Raw genomic sequence first — 18385 nt, 5'->3', positions numbered from 1 at the left:
CCCTGTAGGAGCCGGCCTTGCCGGCAAACCAGGCGATGCGATACCGGCGATAGGGTCAGTACAGGTTCGGCTCCATCTCCAGCGCCACCCCGAACCGCTCGAGGATATCCGCCTGGATCTTCTGCGCCAGCGCATGCATCTGCGCCCCGCTCGCCTGACCGTAATTCACCAGCACCAGCGATTGCAGCCGGTGCACACCTGCATCGCCCTCGCGATGCCCCTTCCACCCCGCCTGCTCGATCAACCAGCCTGCCGCCAGCTTCACCTGGCCATCGGCCTGTGGATAAGCCACTACGCCAGGATGCCCGGCGCGGATACGCTCGACCAATGCCGCCGGCACCACGGGGTTCTTGAAGAAGCTACCGGCGTTCCCCAGCTCGGCCGGATCCGGCAGCTTCTCCCGACGAATACTGCAGATAGCGTCGCTGATCGCCTGGGCTGTCGGCTGTTCAACGCCCTGCTCCGCCAGACGCTGACGCACCGGACCATAGTCCAGATGGGCCTGCAACGTACGGCGCAAGGCAAAGCGTACACGCAGGATCAGCCAACGCCCCGGGTTACGCTTGAACACGCTGTCGCGATAGCCGAATGCGCACTCCTGCAGCGAGAAATCACGCAATTCGCCCGTCTCGCGATCCAGAGCGGTCAGCCCGGCGAACACGTCCTTGATCTCCACGCCATAGGCCCCGACGTTCTGCATCGGCGCGGCGCCGACGGTGCCGGGAATCAGACTGAGGTTCTCCAGGCCACACAAGCCTTGCTCCAGGCTCCATTGCACGAACGGATGCCAGGGCTCGCCGGCCTCGGCCTCCACCACTACCCGCTCGCCATCGTCGCTGAGCAGGCGCCGGCCACGGCTGGCCATGTGCAGCACAAGGGCATCGATATCTCGGGTCAGCAGCAGATTGCTGCCGCCACCGATCACCAGCACCGGCACCTGACGTTCAGTTGCCTGGGCCAGCGCCTGGCGAACCTCGCCATCGTCGTGCGCCTGGGTGAAGTGACGCGCTCGCACATCGATACCGAAGGTGTTGTAGGGCTTGAGCGATACCTGCTCTTGCCAGTGCACTGTCATAACCGCCCCTTGATTTCCACGACCAGCTCGCGACAAGCCGCCTCGATCAGGTCCAGGACCTGCTCGAAGCCTTCGGCACCGCCGTAGTAAGGGTCCGGTACTTCGTCCAGGGCCGCGCCATAGCGGCGCAGGAACAGGTCGAGCTCGCCCTTGGCGTTGTGCGGGCGCAATGCTTGCAGGTTGCGCAGGTTGCTCTTGTCCATTGCCAGGACCAAGTCGAATTGCGCAAAGTGCTCGGCCTTGACCTGCTGGGCGCGCTGGCACGACAGGTCATAGCCACGTGCAAGAGCGGCCTTGCGAGTACGGCTGTCGGGGGCCTTGCCCACATGCCAGTCGCCAGTGCCGGCGGACGCCACCTGGACGACATCAGCCAGCCCCGCAACTTCCAGTTGATGGCGCAACACGCCCTCGGCGGTGGGCGAACGGCAGATATTGCCGAGGCAGACGAACAGGACGCGCATCAGGCCTCCAGCAAGCGCCGCACGCGCTCCAGGTCTTCAGGGGTATCGACACCCACGGCCGGCGCCTCGATGGCATCGGCGACATGGATGCGCACGCCGTGCCACAGGGCACGCAATTGCTCCAGCGACTCGGTCTGCTCCAACCAGCACGGGCCCCAGGCCACGAAGTCCTGGAGGAAGCCCACGCGGTAGGCATACATGCCGATATGGCGACGATACGGCACACCGACAGGCAACTGGCTGCGGTCCTTGGCGAAGGCGTCCCGGGCCCAGGGCAGTGGTGCGCGACTGAAGGTCAGCGCCAGGCCATGCTTGTCGCTGACTACCTTCACCGCGTTGGGGTTGAAAATGGTTTCCGGCTCATGGATCGGCTCGGCCAGGGTGGCAATGCCGGCTTCCGGATGGTCCGCCAGGTTGGCGGCCACCTGATCGATGATCACCGGCGGAATCAGTGGCTCGTCACCCTGCACGTTGACCACGATGGCGTCGGGCGCCAGCCCCAGCTGGGCGGCGACCTCGGCCAGGCGATCAGTACCCGACTCATGATCGGCGCGGGTCAGCAGCACTTCAGCGCCGAACGCCCGGCAGGCTTCCACGATGCTGGCGTCATCCGTGGCGATGACCACGCGGCTGGCACCACTTCTACGCGCCTGCTCCCACACATGCTGGACCATCGGCTTGCCGGCGATCGGCAGCAACGGCTTGCCCGGCAGGCGCGTGGAGCGCAGCCGGGCCGGAATCACCACGGTGAAGTCCAGGCTCATTTGTCCAGGCGCTCTTCGTCGGTCAGGGTGCGCGCCTCGCTTTCCAGCATCACCGGGATGCCGTCGCGGATCGGGTAGGCCAGGCCCGCGCCCTTGCTGATCAGCTCGGTCTTGTCGGCGCTGAGCTTGAGCGGGCCCTTGGTGATCGGGCAGGCCAGGATGTCGAGCAGTTTGGTGTCCATGGAAGCTTCCTTGAGACGGAAATTGAAAAAGGCTCAGGGCCGGGGGCGGCCAGGCAGCAGGCGATCGAGCTGGCCGTCGAACCAGGCGCTGAACGCTGCTGAAGGCACGGCATCGACCGCCAGGTACCACCAGTCGTCGGCGGCGAACGGCCGGCATTTCACCGCGTCCTTCTCGGTCATCACCAGCGGCAGCGGCGGGCTGAACGACAGCACCTCGCGGCTGTAGGGCGCATGATCGGCGAAGGGGTGCGGCACCGGCTGCCAGTTTAGCCCCAGCAGGGTGTTGAAGAAACGTTGCGGGTTACCGATGCCGGCCACGGCGTGCAATGCCTGGCCAGCGGGAAACAGGTCGAGCGCGCGGCGTTCGCCGCTGCGCAGGTTGATCAGCGCGGACGGCTGCAGGCGGAACGAGAAACCATCGTCTCGATCAGCCTCGGCGCCGTTGAACAGCACCGCGTCGGCCTCACCCAGCCGCTCGGCGGGCTCGCGCAGCGGGCCGGCCGGCAGGCAGCGACGGTTGCCCAGGCCACGGACGGCATCGATCAGCACCAGCTCCAGGTCACGAGCCAGGCGATAGTGCTGCATGCCGTCGTCGCACAGGATCAGGTCGGGGGCATCGCTGGCCAGCAAGGCCTGCACGGCGCGGGAGCGGTCGGGGTCGATGACCAGTGGCACGCCGGTGCGCTGGACGATCAGCAAGGGCTCGTCACCGGCCTGTTCGGCAGGTTGGTCGGCCTGGACATGCCAGGGGTGTTGCGGCGGCTTGGCGCCGTAGCCTCGGCTAACCACGCCGACCTTGAGCCCCTGCCGACGACAGTGCTCGATCAGCCAGAGGATCATCGGGGTCTTACCGGTGCCGCCGACGGTGATGTTGCCGACGACGATCACGGGTACCGGCGCACGGTAGCTGGCGCTTTCACCGCTAAGAAAACGCGCGCGCTTGCGCGTCACCACGCGGCGGTACAACGCCTCCAGCGGACGCAGCAGGGCCAACGCGGGATGCCCGGCGTACCAGGCGGCCAGCAGGCGGTCGGCGAAGGCCATCAGGGCTTGCCCTGCGTGGCCTCGACGGTGGTCATGCGCAACTTGCTGAAGCCGAGCTTGCCGGCCGCGTCCATTGCGGTGATCACAGCCTGGTGCGGGGTCTTGCCGTCGGCGCTGATGGCCAGCGGCAGGGTGATGTCACCGCCGGACTCCTTCTCGATGGCCTCGGTCAGGGTGTCCAGGTCGCTCTTCGGAAGCAGGTGGTTGTTCACCGAATACACGCCATCGGCGCTGATGGTGATCTCCACCAGCTTGCCCTGGTCGGCCGGCGCCTGTTCGGCGCTGGCGGCCTCAGGCAGCTCGACGCGCAGTTGCGTCTCGCGGGTGAAGGTGGTGGTGACCACGAAGAACAGCAGCAGCACGAACACCACATCGATCAACGACGCCAGGTTGATGTCGACATTCTCGCGCTGGCGATTGCGCCGGAACTTCACGCCTTGCCTCCGGCCACTTCCACTTCGCGGTCGCCCTGCAGCACCTCGACCAGTTTGATCGCCTCCTGCTCCATGCCCACCACCAGCTCATCGATGCGGCGCAGCAGGAAGCGATGGAAGAACACTGCCGGGATACCGACCATCAGGCCAGCCGCAGTGGTGACCAGGGCCTTGGAGATACCACCGGCCAGCACTGCGGCGTTGGCGGTCATCTGCGAGCCCATGAAGGCGCTGAAGATGTCGATCATGCCCAGCACGGTGCCCAGCAGGCCCAGCAGCGGCGCCATGGCGGCGATGGTGCCGAGGGTGCTGATGTAACGCTCCAGCTCGTGGATGACTCGCGAGGCGGCCTCCTCGATGCACTCCTTCATGATCTCGCGGCCGTGGCGCGAGTTGGCCAGGCCCGCAGCCAGGATTTCACCCAGCGGCGAGTCGGCGCGCAGGGCCTTGAGCTTGTCACTGGTGAGTTGCTTGTCCTTGATCCACATCCACACCTGGCCCAGCAGGTGCGGCGGGGTGACACGGCTGGCGCGCAAGGTCCACAGGCGCTCGACGACGATCGCCATGGCGGCGATGGAACTCAGGATGATCGGCAGCATCATCCAACCACCGGACTTGACCAATTCCCACACAGTAAGCATCCCCTCGGAAAAAGGCCGCCACTCTACCATAGGCAAGCCGAGGGCTCATCTGCCGGAGGTCAGGGAAATCACCAGGCCCGGAAGATGCGGGGTGGCGGATATCGAGCGCCGCGCGGGCGGCGCTCGATTTGCGCATCAAGGAAAATCTCATGACATGCACCTCTCCCCAACAATTTTCCTAATCCCGCCAAAACCGCCGTTGCGCCCGCACTCCCTCCACCCCGCCATGGCTGCCCAGCCGCACCCGCAACGCCCCCTCGACCGCCGTGTCATGCACCACCACCCCATGCCGCCGATACCGCTCGATCACCTGTGCATGGGGATGCCCAAACCCATTGTGCCGCCCACGGGAAATCAGCACCCCGCGTGGCGCGGTGGCCTTGACGAACAGCTCAGTGGACGACGTACGGCTGCCATGGTGCGGCGCCTGCAGCCAGTCGATCCGATGCTCATCGTGAGCTGCCAGCCAGGCCCGCTCCGCGCCACTTTCCATATCGCCGGCCAGCAACAACCGTTCGCCATTGGCCTCCACCTGCAACACACAAGAGCGCTCGTTGCTGGACTGGCCTTGCGGCCAGTGCCAGAGCGAAAAGGCCACGCCATCCCAGTTCCAGCGCTCGCCACTGTCACAGAGCTGCGCCTCATCCAGCCCGGTGACCTCCCCCGCCAGCACCCGGCTCACCGGCAACCCGCGACGAACAGCCGCCGCGCCGCCGGCATGGTCGGCATGACCATGACTGATCAGCATCACATCGAGCTTTTTCACCCCAAGCTTGCGCAAGGCAGGCAGCACCACGCTTTCGCCCAGGTCGCTGTCGCCCCGCGCGGGCCCCGCGTCATACAGCAAACTGTGATGGCGAGTGCGCAGCAACACCGCCAGGCCCTGGCCGACGTCCAGTTGCCAGACTTCCACCTGCCCGTGGGGCACCTGCTCTCGCGGCGCCCATATCGCCAGCAGCATGACCGCGCCCGGCATGCGCAGTGGCACACCGCGGGGCAAAAGCACAAGAACGGCCCCCAGGCACACCAGCAGCCAGGCCCACACGGGCAAGGGCTCAGGCATCCAGGCTGGCTGCTGCTCGGCAACCAGCGCCAACGATACAAACAAACCGTCCAGCGACAGGCCCGCCAACCACAACATCCCCTCCCCCACACCCGGCATCGGTAAAAGCACCGTCCCCAGCAATGCCAGCGGCAGCACCCCCAGGCTGATCCACGGCACCGCCAGCAGATTGGCCAGCGGCGCCGTCAGGCTGACCGGCAACCCCAGCGCCAGCAGCACCGGCAACAGGCCGACGGCAATCACCCACTGGGCACGGGTCCAGGCTTGCCAGGGGCGCCATGCACCTAGCCGGGCGGAAAAACACAGCACCAGCACGGCGACGGCGGCGAACGAAAGCCAGAAACCCGGCAATAGGCTGGCCAGCGGTTCGACCAGCAGCACGCCGAGTAGCGCCAGCAACAGCGGCGTGGCGACGCCCAAATGGCGGAAGCGCAAGCGCCACAGCAACACCACCGCCAGCATCAGGCAGGCCCGCTGCACCGGCACGCCAAACCCCGCCAGCCAGCCGTAGGCCAACGCCGCCGCCATGGCCAGGCCACACGCCCAAGGCAACCATGGCCACCGGTGTGGCCACCAGCCCAGCCGTGCCAGCCCCGCCACCAGGCCATACACCAGCCCGGCCAGCAACCCGATGTGCTGCCCTGAAATCACCAGCAGGTGCACCGTGCCGGTGGCCTGCAAAACCTGCCAGTCCTGCCGGGCCAGCCCCGCGCCATCGCCCAGCACCAGGGCTGCGAGGGCCGCCTCGCGCCCGTGCGCCTCCACCGCCAGCAAGCGTTGACGCAGGCCATCGCGCCAGTCGACCACCGCCTCGCCAAGCCGCTCGCCCGCCTTGACGGTACCCGTTGCGCCAACCCGCCGCGCCAGCAGCATGGCCTCGCGATCCGGTCCGTGAGGGTTGAGCAACCCACTGGGCTGGCGCAGGTTGACTGCCAGCCGCCAACGCTCGCCCGCCAGCAGCTGCGGCCCTTCGAACCAGCTCAACTGCACACGTTGCGGTAACTGCGCCCGACGCGACCTGGGCTGCTCCAGCTCGAAACGCACGCTGCGTTGGCCACGGGCGGGTAAACCCACCACCCTCCCTTCCAGCCACAACGTCCGGCCATCCAATTCAACGGGCAAGCGATCATCCAGCGCCCGCTGCGCCGACCAGCCGGCATAACAGGCGCCCAGCACGAAACACCCCAGCAACCACTAGCGCGTGGGCAGGCAGACCAAGGCAAATATCAACAGGACCAGCAGCCATCCGACCGATGGCAGAGCAGGTAAAAAGCGCAGGCACAACAACCCGAGCACCAGCGCAAGCATCCCTGTGCGCATGAGATAGAGCTCCAGAAGCGAAATGGCCTCTGAGGCTTAGCTGATCGGGGGGAAATGCTTGCTCAACAATTGTCACAAACTCTGAACGAGGCTGCGCTTGAATAAAGGCATACTGACGCCCTTCAACCCTGCCGGGAGCCCACATGCCGCGCCGTCTGTTCAAACGCTACATGCCGGACCCGACCAGCATCCGGGAACACAAGTCGTTACGCTTCTTCGGCAAACTGCTGCACGACCCCAACCTCTGGCACCTGAACCGCCACTCGGTGGCGCGGGCCATGGGCGTCGGCCTGTTTGCCGCGTTGATCCCCATCCCCATGCAGATGCTGCTGGCCGCCGCCCTGGCGATCCCGGTGCGCGGCAACCTGCCGATCGCGGTCAGCCTGGTGTGGCTGACCAACCCGCTGACCATGCCCCCGGTATTCTTCGTCACCTATATGACCGGTGCCTGGCTGATGCAGGTACCACCACGCACGTTGCCCGAGGAAATCACCGTCGACTGGGTGACCGACCAGCTGGCGACGATCTGGCAACCGTTCCTGCTGGGCTCGGTGGTGTGCGGGGTGGTGCTCGGCGTGCTCGCCTACTTCACCACCATGGGCTACTGGCGCTGGTGGGTGGGCCGGCAGTGGCGCCGGCGCCAGTGTCGCTGCTCACGCACGCATGCCGCGACCGCTGACCAGCAAGCGGACGCACAGCACATAGAGCAGCGCGGTGGCCACCAGCATGAAGCTGATCGCCGTACCAATGCTGATATCCGACACCCCTAGGATGCCGTAGCGGAACGAGTTGACCATGTGCAGCACCGGGTTGGCCAGCGACACGGTCTGCCAGAACGGCGGCAGCAGGTTGATCGAGTAGAACACCCCACCGAGGTAGGTCAGCGGCGTCAGCACGAAGGTCGGGATAATCGAGATATCGTCGAAGTTGCGCGCGAACACCGCGTTGACGAAGCCCAGCAGCGAGAAGATGGTCGCGGTCAGCAGTACCACGACGATGGTCACGCCCAGGTGATGCACCTGCAGGTGGGTGAAGAACAGCGACAGGATGGTCACGATCACCCCCACCGCCAACCCGCGCAGCACACCGCCCAGCACATAGCCGACCAGGATGGTGTGCGGCGACACCGGCGACACCATCAGCTCCTCGATGGAGCGCTGGAACTTGCTACCGAAGAAGCTCGACACCACGTTGCCATAGGAGTTGGTGATCACCGACATCATGATCAGCCCCGGCACGATGTACTCCATATAGGTGAAGCCACCCATGTCGCCGATCTGCCGGCCGATCAGGTTACCGAAGATCACGAAGTACAGGACCATGGTGATCGCCGGGGGCAGCAGGGTCTGTGGCCAGATACGCAGGAAGCGCCGCACTTCGCGGTAAACGATGGTGTTCAGGGCGACCCAGTTGGTGCGCAGTTCCACACTCATACGGCCACCTTCGACAGGTTCTTTTCCACCAGGGACACGAACAGCTCCTCGAGTCGATTGGTCTTGTTGCGCAGGCTCTGCACCTCGATGTTCTTCAGGGCCAGCTGGCCGAACAGCGCGGTGATGCCGATATCCTTCTCCACCTGCACCTCAAGCGTGTGCGGGGTGATCAGCCGGCACGGGTAGCCGTGCAGCTCAGGTGCCGCCGGCAGGTCGTGCTTGAGGTCGAGCACGAAGGTCTCGACATGCAGCTTGCCCAGCAGCTGGCGCATGCTGGTGTTCTCGACGATGGTGCCGTGGTCGATGATGCCGATGTTGCGGCACAGCTGCTCGGCCTCTTCCAGATAGTGGGTGGTGAGGATGATGGTGATGCCTTTCTGGTTGAGCTCGGTGAGGAAGCTCCACATCGAACGGCGCAGTTCGATATCCACCCCCGCGGTCGGCTCGTCGAGGATCAGCAGGCGCGGCTCGTGGATCAGCGCCCGGGCGATCATCAAGCGGCGCTTCATGCCGCCGGACAGCGAGCGCGACTGCACGTCTCGCTTGTCCCATAGCCCCAGTTGCGTCAGGTATTGCTCGGCACGCTCCTTGGCCAGCTTGGGCGGGATGCCGTAGTAGCCGGCCTGGGTGACGACGATGTCGAAGGTCTTCTCGAACTGGTTGAAGTTGAACTCCTGGGGCACCACGCCCAGGCAGCGCTTGAGCGCGGACGGTTCGCGGTCCAGGTCGTGGCCGAACACGTTGACCGTGCCGCTGGTCTTGTTCACCAGGGTCGAGAGGATGCCGATGGTGGTGGACTTGCCAGCGCCGTTGGGGCCGAGCAAGGCGAAGAAGTCGCCTTCGGAAACGTCCAGGTCGATGCCCTTGAGGGCCTGGAAACCGTTGCCGTAGGTCTTGGTCAGCTGTCGAATGGACAGGGCGGAACTCATGGCGGGTCAGGTACCGAGAAAAGGGTTCAGGGCACGCCAGGTCAAGTCACTGGCGCAGTGAGTGCGGCCATGGTGCAAGGGCTGGCCACACAAGTACAGTCACATCTATTGATAATGACTATCGAAGTGGCCTCACGTCAGCGCGGTCATCACCGCCGCCTGGTAGGCCGGACGTTGTTTCAGGCGCTCGTACCAGGCTTCAAGGTGGTACATGGCCGGGCGCTCGATGGGCATTTCGAACCAGGCGTAGGCGAAACTGCCCAGGGGGATGTCGCCCATGCCGATCTGCTCGCCGGAGAGGTAGGGTTGCTTGGCCAAGGTTTCGTCGGCGATCGACAACAGTTCGGCGCACTGCTTGTGCGCGGCGTTGATCGCCACCCAGTCGCGCTGCTCCTCGGGGGTGCGCAGCAGGCCCCAGAACAGAGGGCGGAACGGGCCGGCGAAGGATGAGGTGGTCCAGTCCATCCACTTGTCGGCCAGGGCGCGCTGGCGTGGGTCGTCGAGGTACCAGCCTTGCGGCTGGCCGTATTCAGCGCAGAGGTAGCGCACGATGGTGTTGGACTCCCACAGCACCAGGTCGCCGTCTTCGAGCATGGGCACCAGGCCGTTGGGGTTGAGGGCGCGGTAGTGGGGTTCGTTGACCACCCCGAAGGCGCCGCCGGCGTCGATGGACTCGAAGTCCAGGCCCAGTTCATGGGCAATCCACAGCGCCTTGCGCACATTGCTCGAGTTCTTGCGGCCCCAGATCTTCAGCATGGCAACGTCCTTATGAATGCGGGAGGGGACAGTCTACCCCAAGCGTTCGGCGGTGCCAGTGAAAGCGGGGTTCTATCCTGAGACCTGTTCACCGGTAGTTCGGCGCGGATTTTAAGCGCCATGGCCAAGGCGTTGATCGATGACATGGAACTGGGGATGAACAAAGCTGCCTGATCAGCAGACGGCCCTTGTAGGAGCGGATTCATCCGCGATCACCGGCACGTCCGATGCCATGCACCGCGGCGCATGCATCGCGGATGAATCCGCCCCTACAAGCGCCCCGCCGTGTCATCTGCCAGGCAGGCCATCCGCCCCGGCGCGTCTAAGCTCTGTGGGTCGGCCATACGCCCCGTGTCCAAGGAGAAAGGATTATGTTGCTGTTGTGGTTGCTGGTTCTGGTGCTCGGCGCCGCGTACCTCACGCACCGGCGCCTGGCGCCGTTGCAGATTCTCGCGGCGATGGCCGCCTACACAGTGCTGATGGGGCTCTTCAGCCATGCCCCCGGCTGGCTGCTGACCCTCATCTGGGTGATCATCGCCATCAAGGTCGCCTTCGTCGCCCTGCCCGAGTGGCGGCGCAAGGTGTTCACCGCCCCGGTGTTCAACTGGTTCCAGCGCACCCTGCCGCCCATGTCGCAGACCGAGCGCGAAGCCATCGACGCCGGCACCGTGTGGTGGGACGGCCACCTGTTCAGCGGCCGCCCGGACTGGAACACCCTGCTCGACTACCCCGCACCCAAGCTCACCGAAGAGGAACAGGCCTTCATCGACGGCCCTACCGAAGCCTTGTGTGCCATGGTCAGCGACTGGCAGATCGGCCAGGACCTCGACCTGCCACCCCAAGCCTGGGAGCACATCAAGCAGCACGGTTTCTTTGCCCTGATCATCCCGAAAGAGTACGGCGGCAAAGGCTTCTCCGCCTACGCCCATTCGCAGGTGGCCATGAAACTGGCCACCCGCTCCGGCGACCTGGCTTCCACGGTAATGGTGCCCAACTCGCTGGGCCCGGCCGAACTGCTGCTGCACTACGGCACCGACACGCAGCGCAACCACTACCTGCCGCGCCTGGCCCGTGGCGAAGAAATCCCCTGCTTCGCCCTCACCGGCCCCCTGGCCGGTTCCGACGCCGGCGCCATGCCCGACACAGGGATCGTCTGCAAAGGCCAATGGCAGGGTGAAGAAGTCATCGGCCTGCGCCTGAACTGGGAGAAGCGCTACATCACCCTGGGCCCCGTGGCCACCTTGCTGGGCCTGGCCTTCAAGGCCTACGACCCGGACCATCTGCTCGGCGAAGAGGTCGATCTGGGCATCAGCCTGGCACTGATCCCCACCGACACTCCAGGCGTCGAGATCGGCAAGCGCCACCTGCCCATGGGCGCCGCGTTCATGAACGGCCCCAACAGCGGCAAGGACGTGTTCGTACCGCTGGACGCGCTGATCGGCGGCCAGCCGATGCTCGGCAAGGGCTGGATGATGCTGATGAACTGCCTGTCGGTGGGCCGCTCGATCTCCCTGCCCGCCGTCGGCACGGGCGCGGCCAAGTACACCAGCCTGGTGACCGGCCAGTACGCCAGCATCCGCGAACAGTTCAACGTGCCCCTGGCCGCGTTCGAGGGCATCCAGGAATCCCTGGCGCGCATCGGCGGCAACGCCTGGCTGATGGACAGCGCCCGCCTGCTCACCGCCAAGGCCGTCGACCTGGGCGAAAAGCCCTCGGTGCTGTCGGCAATCCTCAAGTACCACCTCACCGAGCGCGGCCGCGAGTGCATCCAGCACGCCATGGACGTGCACGGCGGCAAGGGCATCATCATGGGCCCGAACAACTACCTGGGCCGCAACTGGCAGGTGGCGCCGATCTTCATCACCGTCGAGGGGGCCAATATCCTGTCGCGCAACCTGATGATCTTCGGCCAGGGTGCTATCCGCTGCCACCCGTTCGTGCTCAGGGAAATGTCCCTGGCCGGGCGCGAGGATCACGAGCAGGCCCTGAAGGAGTTCGACGACCTGCTGATGCAGCACATCCTCTTCGCCGCCGGCAACGCCGCCAGCACCCTGGTGCTGGGCCTGGGGTTGGGTCATTTCGAGAAAGTCCCGGGCGATGCCTTGAGCCAGGGCTACTTCCGCGCCCTCAACCGCCAGGCGGCTGCCTTTGCCCTGCTGGCCGACCTGTCGATGATGCTGCTAGGCGGCGCACTCAAGCGCCGCGAGCGCCTCAGTGCGCGCCTGGGCGATGTACTGAGCTACCTCTACCTGTCCAGCGCCGCGCTCAAGCGCTACCACGACCTGGGCTCGCCCGAGCACATGCGGCCACTGCTGCGCTGGGCGCTTGAAGAAAGCCTCGGCCAGGCCGAGAAGGCGCTGGACGCGCTGCTCGACAACTTCCCCAACCGCTTCATCGGCTGCGCCTTGCGGGTGCTGGTATTCCCCTTCGGTCGCCGCCACACGGGACCAAGCGATGAGTTGGATGCCGAGGTGGCCGGGCTGATTGGCAGGCACAAGGGTGATCCGGCCCTGGAAGAGCTGCTGGCGGGTTGCTACAGGCCTGAAACTGATGGAGATCCAGTCGCAGCGTTGCAACAGGCCAGCGACCTGCTGGCCGAAGTCGCGCCACTGCACAAAACGCTGCACCAGGGCATCAAGGAAGGCAAGGTGCGACCAACGCCGGGTCAATCGCCGATCGATGCGGCCCTGGAAGCTGGGATCCTGCAGCCTTCCGAAGCACAGCGCCTGCATGACGCCGAAAAAGCCCGACGGACGGTGATCGATGTCGATGCCTTCGACAAGGAGCAATTGCGCCCGACACCCGGCTCGATCCGATAACCGCTCCCTGTAGGAGCCAGCCTTGCTGGCGAACCACCCTCAAGCCAAGCGCACGGGCCGGTTCGCCAGCAAGCTGGCTCCTACAAGAGGCCCCACCCTCGCTTGAACCGGCGTATACTCCGCGCCCGTTTCAACCACACCGAGGAGCGCCCCATGGCCAACCCCCACCTGGAATACCACCTGCAACTGCTCAACCACCTGCGCACCATCCTGGCCGCACTGGGTGAAGCCGAACAGGTGCCGGAGGAAAGCCACGCCCTGTTCCTCGAGCGCTTCGACGAGCTGCTGACCCTGCTGCCGCAGGACCCGCTGGAAAGCCAGTACCTGGGCCAGGATCTGATCTGCCAGGTAATCCAGCGCTATCCGCAGATCGCCCACCTGGTACCACGCGACCTGCTGTGGTTCTTCGGCGGCGACTGCCTGCACTTCATGCCCGACGAAGAGCTCGACCTGTACCAGCGCCTGGAAGAGCGCCGCTATGAAGCAGAGCAGAATGGTGAGCCGTTCAACTGGAACATGGAAAAACAAGCACTTGGCAATCCCGGCACACCGTCAGAGCAATAATCCGCGCAAAAAAAAGCCGCTCACACGAGCGGCTTTTTTTAAGGTGTCAATCTCGATGCAACGCTCGACCCACGACTTGGACGTGGACAATCTCTATGCCTGCATCTTCGCCTTGCAAGGTCTTCCATGACAAATCTGACATTTTTCGAGCCAATTCATCAACCTGCGAAATCTTGACAAATTCATTATCAAGCTGCTCAGCCACTTCATCAGCCGTGTAGGCAAATATTTCATGAAGCTTCATTTAGCTTCCTCCTTACCAGAGGACTCCGATACAATCAACGTTAGCATTTTTGCCAATTGATAGCAAATCGGCTCCAACAATGTTACAAATTGATCACTGCGATTCTCATTGAACAGTATTCGAGAGTCATTTCTGTAAATATTTAAAACCCCCAACAGGCGGTCATCATACTTAATTGGAATAGCGAGCAGAGATTGCGCCTCATCACGATTGAGATAATAGCTGCCAACACGATCCTTGTAATCTCGCGTTATATGGGGATTGGTATCATCGACCGACTCAAGCCAACCCTGTATTATTCTTCCCGTTTGCCCCAAATATTGTGCAGATCCGCTGGCAGCAGCCTCCGGAGCACCAGGAATGTTAGGGTGATTAGCCATGCTCGCCCGAACTCCTGGCCTGCGTAGCGAATAAGGGAAGCAAATAGGCTGAATATCTTGATCCGGCCCATCATCCGCTACCAGAGATGAAGTGGACAATTGGTTATCAACCAATAATAACACGCCATCACAGCGCTCTATCAAGGATGAGTAATTCTGATCATGTAGAAAAAACTTGGAAGTTTTTAAAATATCTGGAATCCCACCCTCTCCACTCCCTCCCTTCTTCAGGCTAGAGGAGGTGAGCGCGATCATAAAATTAGATCGATATACAATTGCCTGATTCTCCCGGGATACACCATCCCATGAGCGAGCGAGGCTCAGTATGGTGTTCATGATTACCCGCATGCGCTTTATAAGAACCTCTCCATCAGCTTTTCTTTCTTTAAGCTGAACCTTACTTATACTTCGCAACAAACCTGTATTTTTTACTGCCTCAGCGTATAAACTCAAAAACGACTTTGGCGGCATGCTCGTCAATTGCTCTCCCATCTGAGCATGCTGCAGATCCAATTGCCGCTCGCGCCGCCGAGCAGACTCTGCCAAGCCAAATTCACGCAACATGATCAGTATGACGGCTGCTAATGACACTGCTGACGCTACAGTCAGCTCATCTAAAGAAGTTTCTTCCCCTGAAAACAATACATAATCAATCTGTTTGACGATGGTACTGCTATAGATCGAAACCAATGCAGCTCCAGCAACCCCACTCAGGGCAACAAGGAATGCGCCTACGCCACTTGCCAGAAATTTGCAGAGCTTATGGAAAATTGCCGCCGCGACTGCATAGACCCCACTAAGCAGGCTTACGAGATACCTAAAGACCTGATTATCTTTCATGAAAATCCTTCCACATGAATAGTCAGCCACCCCCTCGACACAGGTCTTATAACCCAAATCGCGAGCAAAAAAAAAACGTCGCTCAAATGAGCGACGTTTTCGATTTGGAGCGGGAAACGAGACTCGAACTCGCGACCCCGACCTTGGCAAGGTCGTGCTCTACCAACTGAGCTATTCCCGCAGGGTGAAGCTTTACCGCATTCGGCGTGAAGCGCCATTTAGACCTTCACCACCTGCACCGTCAAGAACGACGCCGTTTAAACTGGAGCGGGAAACGAGACTCGAACTCGCGACCCCGACCTTGGCAAGGTCGTGCTCTACCAACTGAGCTATTCCCGCAAATGGCGTCCCCTAGGGGACTCGAACCCCTGTTACCGCCGTGAAAGGGCGGTGTCCTAGGCCACTAGACGAAGGGGACAAACCCAACGCTTTTCAGCGCACCAGATCATGAACCTCGCGATTCAGCCTGGATTTTCTTTTCCTGCCCTGCCGAAGCAGTGCCGGAGAAACTGGAGCGGGAAACGAGACTCGAACTCGCGACCCCGACCTTGGCAAGGTCGTGCTCTACCAACTGAGCTATTCCCGCATTGGCGTCCCCTAGGGGACTCGAACCCCTGTTACCGCCGTGAAAGGGCGGTGTCCTAGGCCACTAGACGAAGGGGACACGCTACAACATTCACTCCCTGCCGCGTTTCGCTGTGTGCTTTACGCTGCAAGTGGCGCGCATTCTATGGATGCCTTGAGAAGCCGTCAACCCCTTTGTAGAAATTTATTTAAATCAATGACTTCCCGTCTTCATAGGCGGTGATGCAGGATGCGTCCGGGGATTGACGTTGCTTTTCTGACAGCTGCCCGGCAAGCTCATATCAAAGTGCTACCACCTTGAGAAATCGAGGCCTCGGCCGACATATAGACTGCACGGGAGAACCCGCGAGGAAGACACCTCGGCCCAGTCCGCCAGGCTGCACTGTTCGCTCCCCGGCGAACTTACTACACTCAATGATGCAAAACTTCTTCATGAGGCGTTAACGGTGACACCACTTCTGATCACCCTGCTTATCGTTGCGGGTATCGCGCTGCTGATCGTGATCGGCTACCTCAACAATGTGGTCGAAAACGGCAAGCTCGAGCGGGCGCGCCTGAAGGTCGAGCTGGCCGACCGCCTGCGCCGCTGTGGCGAGATCACCGAAACCTTCCCCGGCCAGTTCATGACCCCGGCGCTGAAACTGCTGCTCACCCGCCTGGAGCTGAACCTCAACCAGCGCCAGCTGGCCCTGGACAAGCACAGCAGCGAGCTGAAGGCGCGCATTGCCGAGATCGAGGGATTGATCGCCCTGGGCGACAAGATCCCGGTGCGCAACCCGCCCTCGCCTATCCAGACCGAGGTCAAGGCCAAAGATGTGCGCTTTCTGCTGGAACTGATGCACAACCAGATCGTGCGGGCTACTCAAGAGGGCTTCCTGGCCAGTAACGAAGGCAAGTACTGGGTGAAGGAGATCCGCCACATCCTGGTGATGTTGCACATCGAGTTCTTCAACAACCTCGGGCAACAGGCGCTGCAACAGAACCAGCCGGGCCAGGCGCGCCTGGCGTTCGAGCGTGGCGTGCAGTATCTGCGCAAGCAGCCTGAGCCGAAGCAATATGAAGAGCAGCTCACTTATCTGGAGAAACTGCTGGCCCGGGCCAACGCCCAGGTGCTGGACAAGATGGAGCCGGCGGCGGATGAACAGAACGCGCTGACCCAGGGGCTCAAGACCGACGAGGACGAGACCTGGAAGAAGAAGGTCATCTACGATTGATTGATCGGAGTTAAGCCCTGTTCGCCGGCAAGCCGGCTCCTACACGATATCTGTAGGAGCCGGCTTGCCGGCGAACAGGGCCATACAAAAAAAGAAAGGGGCCTTCGCAGGCCCCTTCTTCATTTCAGCAGTCGGTCAACTCCAGGAAGATCGCCGCCAACCGCTCCAGCCCGGCCTGGTCGGCTTCGCTGAAGCGCGCCAGCTTCGGGCTGTCCAGGTCGAGCACGCCGATCAGCCTGCCCGCCTTTACCAACGGAATCACCAGCTCGCTGTTGGACGCGCTGTCACAGGCGATATGCCCGGGAAACGCGTGCACATCCTCGACCCGCTGGGTTGTGCGAGTGGCCGCCGCGGCGCCGCACACGCCCCGGCTGAAGGGAATGCGTACGCACGCCACCTGGCCCTGGAACGGGCCAAGTACCAGCTCTTCGCTGCGGTTGATATAGAAGCCCGCCCAGTTCAGGTCGTCCACCTGGTTGTACAGAAAGGCCGAGAACTGTGCGGCATTGGCGATGAAGTCGCGCTCGTCGGCAAACAGCGCCTGTACTTGCGCGGCCAGCAGGTCGTAGCCATCGAGGCCCTGGCCACTGGCGTTGAGGTCGATCATTTATTTCTGCTCCAGCAATTGCAGCCCGACCCAGTAGCGGGCGAACTGATAGGCACAACGGCCATTACGGTTGCCGCGGCCGGTGGCCCAGCGCACGGCGAGGATGTCGAGTTCTTCGGTGCGCTGCCAGCGCAACCCGGCCGGGCGCGCCAACTGGCCGATCCAGTGCTCGACCACATCAAGGAAGTGCTCCTGGGAGAACGGATAGAACGACAGCCACAGGCCGAAACGGTCGGACAACGCGATCTTGTCCTCCACCGCTTCATTGGGGTGCAGCTCGCCGTCGACCATCTTCCAGTTCTCGTTGTCGCTCTGCTTCTCCGGCACCAGGTGGCGGCGGTTGGAGGTGGCGTACAGCAGCACATTGTCGGGGGCCTGTTCGAGCGAGCCGTCGAGCACGCTCTTGAGCACGCGATAGTCACCCTCCCCGGCCTCGAACGACAGGTCGTCGCAGAACAGGATGAAGCGCTGCTCGAGCTTTTGCAGTTGCTCGACCACCCGCGGCAGGTCGGCCAGGTGGTCGCGCTCGATCTCGATCAGGCGCAGGCCCTCACCGGCATGCTCGGCAAGCAGCGCGCGCACCAGCGACGATTTACCGGTGCCGCGCGAGCCCCACAGCAGGGCGTGATTGGCGGGCATGCCGTTGATGAACTGGTGGGTGTTGCGGCCCAGCTGGTCGCGCTGCTTGTCGACGCCGATCAGGTCGGACAGGCGGATGTCGAGGCTGACCTCCAGCGGCAGCAGGTAGCCGCTGCGGCCGTCACGCTGCCAGCGGGCGGCGAGGGTGCGGGACCAGTCGATGTCCGGGCGGGGGGCCGGCAGCAGGGGTTCGAGGCGCGCGAGAACGGACTCGGCGCGGTCAAGAAAAGCGTTGAGGCGGGCGTCCATGGAGGCTCCTAGCAAGGATTTCAGTTTCTCTGAAGGGCCGCTGTGCGCTTGGTTCGCCGGCAAGCCGGCTCCTACAAGAATGCGTAGGAGCCGGCTTGCCGGCGAACCGCCCACAACGGCAATCAACTGAAATGAACAGACA

General features: G+C 63.0%; 18 protein-coding genes, 5 tRNA genes and 2 pseudogenes. 5 read left to right on the top strand and 20 right to left on the bottom strand.

Annotation, left to right across the window (positions count from 1 at the left end; translation table 11 throughout):
- Positions 1–55: 55 nt before the first annotated feature.
- The 8 genes and pseudogenes from murB to PSEEN_RS07440 form a co-directional block, all read right to left on the bottom strand.
- A complete protein-coding gene (gene murB / locus PSEEN_RS07475; protein ID WP_011532877.1) occupies positions 56–1075 on the bottom strand; it encodes a UDP-N-acetylmuramate dehydrogenase in 1020 nt (339 codons plus the stop codon).
- The gene (locus PSEEN_RS07470; RefSeq protein ID WP_011532876.1) at positions 1072–1536 is read right to left on the bottom strand and encodes a low molecular weight protein-tyrosine-phosphatase; all 465 of its coding nucleotides are present in this window, start codon (positions 1534–1536) and stop codon (positions 1072–1074) included. Before PSEEN_RS07470 ends, murB begins: the two co-directional genes overlap by 4 nt.
- Positions 1536–2300: a 3-deoxy-manno-octulosonate cytidylyltransferase gene (gene kdsB / locus PSEEN_RS07465; protein ID WP_011532875.1), complete on the bottom strand. Its 765-nt coding sequence runs from the start codon at positions 2298–2300 to the stop codon at positions 1536–1538. Before kdsB ends, PSEEN_RS07470 begins: the two co-directional genes overlap by 1 nt.
- A complete protein-coding gene (locus PSEEN_RS07460) occupies positions 2297–2482 on the bottom strand; it encodes a Trm112 family protein (protein ID WP_011532874.1) in 186 nt (61 codons plus the stop codon). The genes kdsB and PSEEN_RS07460 overlap by 4 nt, the downstream gene beginning before the upstream one ends.
- 33 nt (positions 2483–2515) lie before the next feature.
- A complete protein-coding gene (lpxK, locus tag PSEEN_RS07455) occupies positions 2516–3526 on the bottom strand; it encodes a tetraacyldisaccharide 4'-kinase (RefSeq protein WP_011532873.1) in 1011 nt (336 codons plus the stop codon).
- Positions 3526–3960, bottom strand: coding sequence for an ExbD/TolR family protein (locus PSEEN_RS07450; RefSeq protein WP_011532872.1), 435 nt, complete (start codon positions 3958–3960; stop codon positions 3526–3528). Before PSEEN_RS07450 ends, lpxK begins: the two co-directional genes overlap by 1 nt.
- Positions 3957–4592, bottom strand: a complete 636-nt coding sequence (locus PSEEN_RS07445; RefSeq protein WP_028690976.1) for a MotA/TolQ/ExbB proton channel family protein — start codon at positions 4590–4592, stop codon at positions 3957–3959. Before PSEEN_RS07445 ends, PSEEN_RS07450 begins: the two co-directional genes overlap by 4 nt.
- 187 nt (positions 4593–4779) lie before the next feature.
- Positions 4780–6984: pseudogene (locus PSEEN_RS07440) on the bottom strand (DNA internalization-related competence protein ComEC/Rec2).
- A 143-nt stretch (positions 6985–7127) separates the two neighbouring features.
- On the opposite strand from PSEEN_RS07440, the gene PSEEN_RS07435 reads away from it, so the two are divergent.
- Complete coding sequence (locus tag PSEEN_RS07435) at positions 7128–7754, top strand: DUF2062 domain-containing protein (RefSeq protein ID WP_011532870.1); 627 nt, start codon at positions 7128–7130, stop codon at positions 7752–7754.
- Here PSEEN_RS07435 and PSEEN_RS07430 read toward each other — a convergent pair.
- The 3 genes from PSEEN_RS07430 to PSEEN_RS07420 all read right to left on the bottom strand — a co-directional run bounded on the left by PSEEN_RS07430 (position 7638) and on the right by PSEEN_RS07420 (position 10102).
- Positions 7638–8417 carry an ABC transporter permease gene (locus tag PSEEN_RS07430; protein WP_011532869.1) on the bottom strand — a complete coding sequence of 260 codons (780 nt, stop codon included), beginning with the start codon at positions 8415–8417 and terminating at the stop codon, positions 7638–7640. The genes PSEEN_RS07435 and PSEEN_RS07430 overlap by 117 nt on opposite strands.
- Positions 8414–9346, bottom strand: coding sequence for an ABC transporter ATP-binding protein (locus PSEEN_RS07425; protein ID WP_011532868.1), 933 nt, complete (start codon positions 9344–9346; stop codon positions 8414–8416). Before PSEEN_RS07425 ends, PSEEN_RS07430 begins: the two co-directional genes overlap by 4 nt.
- Before the next feature lie 132 nt (positions 9347–9478).
- Positions 9479–10102, bottom strand: a complete 624-nt coding sequence (locus tag PSEEN_RS07420) for a glutathione S-transferase (protein WP_011532867.1) — start codon at positions 10100–10102, stop codon at positions 9479–9481.
- Positions 10103–10183: 81 nt separating this feature from the next.
- Here PSEEN_RS07420 and PSEEN_RS27485 point away from each other — a divergent pair.
- The 3 genes and pseudogenes from PSEEN_RS27485 to PSEEN_RS07410 form a co-directional block, all read left to right on the top strand.
- A pseudogene (locus PSEEN_RS27485) lies at positions 10184–10276 on the top strand (DUF3077 domain-containing protein); the annotation flags it as partial.
- A gap of 197 nt (positions 10277–10473) precedes the next feature.
- Positions 10474–12921 (top strand): acyl-CoA dehydrogenase, encoded by a 2448-nt coding sequence (locus PSEEN_RS07415; RefSeq protein ID WP_011532866.1) that lies wholly within the window; start codon positions 10474–10476, stop codon positions 12919–12921.
- Positions 12922–13074: 153 nt separating this feature from the next.
- Complete coding sequence (locus tag PSEEN_RS07410) at positions 13075–13485, top strand: PA2817 family protein (protein ID WP_011532865.1); 411 nt, start codon at positions 13075–13077, stop codon at positions 13483–13485.
- A 46-nt stretch (positions 13486–13531) separates the two neighbouring features.
- Here the strand turns inward: PSEEN_RS07410 and PSEEN_RS07405 are convergent, their stop codons facing one another.
- The 7 genes from PSEEN_RS07405 to PSEEN_RS07380 all read right to left on the bottom strand — a co-directional run bounded on the left by PSEEN_RS07405 (position 13532) and on the right by PSEEN_RS07380 (position 15613).
- Positions 13532–13729, bottom strand: a complete 198-nt coding sequence (locus PSEEN_RS07405; RefSeq protein ID WP_044487837.1) for a hypothetical protein — start codon at positions 13727–13729, stop codon at positions 13532–13534.
- Positions 13726–14949: a GAF domain-containing protein gene (locus PSEEN_RS26595; RefSeq protein ID WP_011532864.1), complete on the bottom strand. Its 1224-nt coding sequence runs from the start codon at positions 14947–14949 to the stop codon at positions 13726–13728. The genes PSEEN_RS07405 and PSEEN_RS26595 overlap by 4 nt, the downstream gene beginning before the upstream one ends.
- A gap of 105 nt (positions 14950–15054) precedes the next feature.
- Positions 15055–15130, bottom strand: a tRNA-Gly gene (locus PSEEN_RS07400).
- 82 nt (positions 15131–15212) lie between these two features.
- Positions 15213–15288: transfer RNA gene (locus PSEEN_RS07395), tRNA-Gly, on the bottom strand.
- A gap of 3 nt (positions 15289–15291) precedes the next feature.
- Positions 15292–15367 (bottom strand) — tRNA-Glu (locus PSEEN_RS07390).
- 92 nt (positions 15368–15459) lie between these two features.
- Positions 15460–15535, bottom strand: a tRNA-Gly gene (locus tag PSEEN_RS07385).
- A 2-nt stretch (positions 15536–15537) separates the two neighbouring features.
- Positions 15538–15613, bottom strand: a tRNA-Glu gene (locus tag PSEEN_RS07380).
- A 367-nt stretch (positions 15614–15980) separates the two neighbouring features.
- Between PSEEN_RS07380 and PSEEN_RS07375 the strand changes: the two genes are divergently transcribed.
- The gene (locus PSEEN_RS07375) at positions 15981–16748 is read left to right on the top strand and encodes a hypothetical protein (RefSeq protein ID WP_011532863.1); all 768 of its coding nucleotides are present in this window, start codon (positions 15981–15983) and stop codon (positions 16746–16748) included.
- A 124-nt stretch (positions 16749–16872) separates the two neighbouring features.
- Here PSEEN_RS07375 and PSEEN_RS07370 read toward each other — a convergent pair whose 3' ends face one another.
- Entirely contained in the window at positions 16873–17355 is a 483-nt protein-coding gene (locus tag PSEEN_RS07370; RefSeq protein WP_011532862.1) for a GAF domain-containing protein, read from the bottom strand.
- The gene (locus tag PSEEN_RS07365) at positions 17356–18243 is read right to left on the bottom strand and encodes an ATP-binding protein (RefSeq protein ID WP_011532861.1); all 888 of its coding nucleotides are present in this window, start codon (positions 18241–18243) and stop codon (positions 17356–17358) included. It lies immediately after the preceding gene.
- Positions 18244–18385: the final 142 nt, after the last annotated feature.

The organism is Pseudomonas entomophila L48 (assembly GCF_000026105.1).
GTDB lineage: Bacteria > Pseudomonadota > Gammaproteobacteria > Pseudomonadales > Pseudomonadaceae > Aquipseudomonas > Aquipseudomonas entomophila.
This window is presented reverse-complemented; position numbering and strand designations above follow the sequence as displayed.